Here is a 3,707-nt window from a genome sequence, read left to right on the forward strand (position 1 = left end):
TCGAGGCCAGGCTTCAGGAGCACCCGGCGATCCGCGAGGCGGTGGTGCTGGATATCGACGGCGCCACCGGCAAGCAACTGGTGGCCTACCTGCTGGCTGCCGGGCCGGTGGAGGCGGCGCAGCAAAGCGCACTGCGCACCGGCCTGCGCGAGCACCTCAAGGGCGTGCTGCCGGACTACATGGTGCCGGCACACCTGATGTTCCTGGAGGCCTGGCCGCTGACCGGCAACGGCAAGCTGGACCGCCGTGCACTGCCCAGGCCCGATGCCAACCAGTTGCAGCAGGCCTATGTGGCGCCCCACAGCGAGCGCGAGCAGCAGGTGGCGGCGATCTGGGCGCAGGTGCTGCAGGTGGAGCAGGTGGGCCTGACCGACAACTTCTTCGAGCTGGGCGGGCACTCGCTGCTGGTGCTGTCGGTGCTGTCGCGCCTGCAGTTGTCGCTCGGTCTCAAGGTGGAGCCGCAGGTGCTCTTCCAATACCCCGTTCTGGCCGCGTTCTGCGAGCAGCTGGACCAAGGAAATAGTGTGGATTTCGAAGATACGTTACGACGCCTGGACCTGTTTGCCGAAGACCTGGAGGATGCTCAATGAACACCGATACCGCCAAGAGCGTCGCCAAGCGTTTCGTCATGCTGGCGCCGGACAAGCGCAAGGTTTACTGGGAACGCATGCAGGCCGAGGGCATCAGTGCCGCCAACCTGCCGATTCCGGCGGTCAAGGCGCTGTTCGATGAACTGCGCCTGTCCTATGCGCAGCAGCGCCAGTGGTTTCTGTGGCAGCTGGAGCCACAGGGCGCCGCCTACAACGTGCCGACGGCGCTGCGCCTGAAGGGTGCGCTGGATGTGGAGGCGCTGCGCCGCAGTTTCGAGGCCCTGGTGGCGCGCCACGAGACCTTGCGTACCACCTTCAGCCATGCTGACGGTCAGGCCATGCAGGTGATTCATGCTGCGGCACCGTTCGCATTGCACGTCGATGCGGTTCAGGTGCCGGCGGGTGCAGACCGCCAGGCGCTGATCAGGCAATGGGTGGAGACCGAGACCCGGCGCCCGTTCGACCTGGAAAGCGGCCCGTTGCTGCGGGTCAAGCTGCTGAAGCTGGGTGACGACGACCATGTGCTGGTACTGACCCTGCACCATATCGTCTCCGATGGCTGGTCGATGCCGGTGATGGTCGAGGAACTGATCCGGTTCTACGAAGGCTATCGCCTGGGCCAGCCGGTACAGCTGCCGGCACTGCCTATCCAGTATGCCGACTACGCAATCTGGCAGCGCCACTGGATGGAGGCGGGGGAGCAGACGCGCCAGCTGGGATACTGGACCGAGCAACTGGGTGGCGACCCGGCGGTGCTCGAACTGCCCCTCGACCGGCCGCGTCCGGCCATCCAGAGCCAGGCGGGCGCGAGCCTGGCAATCGAACTGGAGCCCGGCCTGGCCGGTGCCCTCAAAGGCCTGGCCAGGGAGCAGGGTGTGACCTTGTTCATGCTGCTGTTGGCCAGTTTCCAGGCGTTGCTGCACCGCTACTCGGGTCAGCCCGAGATTCGCGTCGGTGTGCCGATTGCCAACCGCAACCGGGTGGAGACCGAGCGCCTGATCGGCTTCTTCGTCAACACCCAGGTGCTCAAGGCCGAGTTCGACCTGGACACCACCTTCCAGGCGCTGCTGCACCAGGTACAGCGCACCGCACTGGCGGCGCAGGCGCATCAGGACCTGCCGTTCGAGCAACTGGTGGAGGCGCTGCACCCGCAGCGCAGCCTCAGCCACAGCCCGTTGTTCCAGGTGATGTACAACCACCAGACCCAGGGCAGGAACGCGCGTCACAGCCTGCCGGGCCTGACGGTCGAAGGCCTGGAGTGGGAGCAGCACAGCGCCCAGTTCGATCTGACCCTGGAAACGGTCGAAACCGAACAGGGCATCGGCGCCTCGCTGAACTACGCCACCGCGTTGTTCGACGCATCGACCATCCAGCGTCTGGCCAGCCATTGGCGCCAGTTGCTGCAAGACGTTGTCGCGCAGCCGCAGCAGCGCATCGCCGAACTGGCGTTGCTGGATGCTCAGGAGCAACAGCAGGTGCAGGCCTGGAACCGCACCGAGGCGGGGTTTGACCGCGAGCGCTGTGTGCATGAGCTGATCGCCGCCCAGGCGCAGCGCACCCCTGACGCCCCCGCCGTGCTGTTTGCCGGGCAGACGCTGAGCTACCGGCAGCTCGACCAGCGCGCCAACCAGCTGGCACACCGACTGCGCGAGCGCGGGGTAGGGCCGGATGTACTGGTGGGGCTGGCGCTGGAGCGCAGCCTGGAAATGGTGGTGGGCCTGCTGGGTATCCTCAAGGCCGGCGGCGCCTATGTGCCGCTGGACCCGGATTATCCGCAGGAGCGCCTGGCCTACATGATCCAGGACAGTGGCATCGGCCTGCTGCTGACCCAGCCGACGGTGCAGTTGCCCGCCAGCAGTGCTGTCGAGCGCCTGATGCTGGAGCCGGGCGCTGCCTGGCTGGCCGGCTGCGAGCTCGGCGCGCCGCAGCTTCACATGCAGCCGGACCACCTGGCCTACGTGATCTACACCTCGGGCTCCACCGGCAAGCCCAAGGGTGTGGCCGTGCGCCATGGCGGGCTGGCCAATCACATGCACTGGATGCAGCAGGCCTTTGCCGTGCAGCCTGAAGACCGCGTGCTGCAGAAGACCGCCTTCAGCTTCGACGCCTCGGTGTGGGAGTTCTGGCTGGCATTGATCGGCGGCGCGCAACTGGTGGTGGCCGAGCCGGGGCTGGTGCTGGATCCGCAGCGGTTCTGGCAGCAGGTGAGCGAGCAGCGCATCAGCATCCTGCAGTTGGCGCCGTCATTGCTGCATGCCTTGCTGCCGGATCGCGGCGCGGGCCAGATGGACTCGGTACGGTTGCTGGCGATGGGCGGCGAAGCGTTGTCCGCCGCGTTGAGCGAGCAGGTTCGAGCCGGCTGGGGCGGGCAACTGGTCAACCTGTACGGCCCCACGGAAGCCACCATCGACAGCACCTTCCACGTGCTGTCGGCGCAGCTGCAGGCGGGCACGGTACCCATCGGCCGCGCCGTGGCCAACGTGCGCCTGCATGTGCTGAGCGATGCGCTGGGTGTGACGCCGTTTGCCAGGGGCGAGCTGTACATCGGCGGTGATTCGCTGGCGCGTGGCTACCTCAACCAGCCGGCGCTGACGGCCGAGCGTTTTGTGCCGGATCCGTTCGACACCAGTTCCCAGGGCGGTGCGCGCCTGTACCGCAGCGGTGACATGACACGCTATCGCGCCGATGGGGTGATCGAGTACCTCGGGCGCGCCGACCACCAGGTGAAGATCCGTGGCCTGCGCATCGAGCTGGGTGAAATCGAGGCCAGCCTGCACCAGCATCCGGCGGTGCGCGAAGCGGTGGTGCTGGCTGTCGATGGCCCCCACGGCAGGCAACTGGCGGCCTATCTGGTGGCCAGCGACGGGCTGGCAGCCAATCCCGAGCAACTGGCCAGCCTGCGCGAGCATCTCAAGGTCCGCCTGCCGGAATACATGGTGCCCACGCACCTGCTGTGGCTTGATGCGTTGCCGCTGATGCCCAATGGCAAACTCGACCGCAAGGCACTGCCCGAGCCCGATACGAGCCAGTTGCAGCAGGCCTATGTGGCACCGCAGAGCGAGCTCGAACAACGCATCGCGGCGATCTGGGCCGGCGTGCTCAAGCTGGAGAAGGTGG

At 66.8% G+C, this 3,707-nt stretch carries 2 protein-coding genes; both read left to right on the forward strand.

All coding sequences use genetic code 11. From position 1 onward, the window contains the following. Positions 1 to 590, forward strand: a 590-nt coding sequence (locus MF6396_RS27800) for a phosphopantetheine-binding protein (RefSeq protein ID WP_238596498.1), incomplete at its 5' end; no start/stop codon positions are given. Beyond that, positions 587 to 3,707, forward strand: a 3,121-nt coding sequence (locus tag MF6396_RS27805; protein ID WP_153046147.1) for an amino acid adenylation domain-containing protein, incomplete at its 3' end; no start/stop codon positions are given. The genes MF6396_RS27800 and MF6396_RS27805, both read left to right, overlap by 4 nt.

Source organism: Pseudomonas sp. MF6396 (assembly GCF_002018915.1).
Lineage (GTDB): Bacteria > Pseudomonadota > Gammaproteobacteria > Pseudomonadales > Pseudomonadaceae > Aquipseudomonas > Aquipseudomonas palmensis.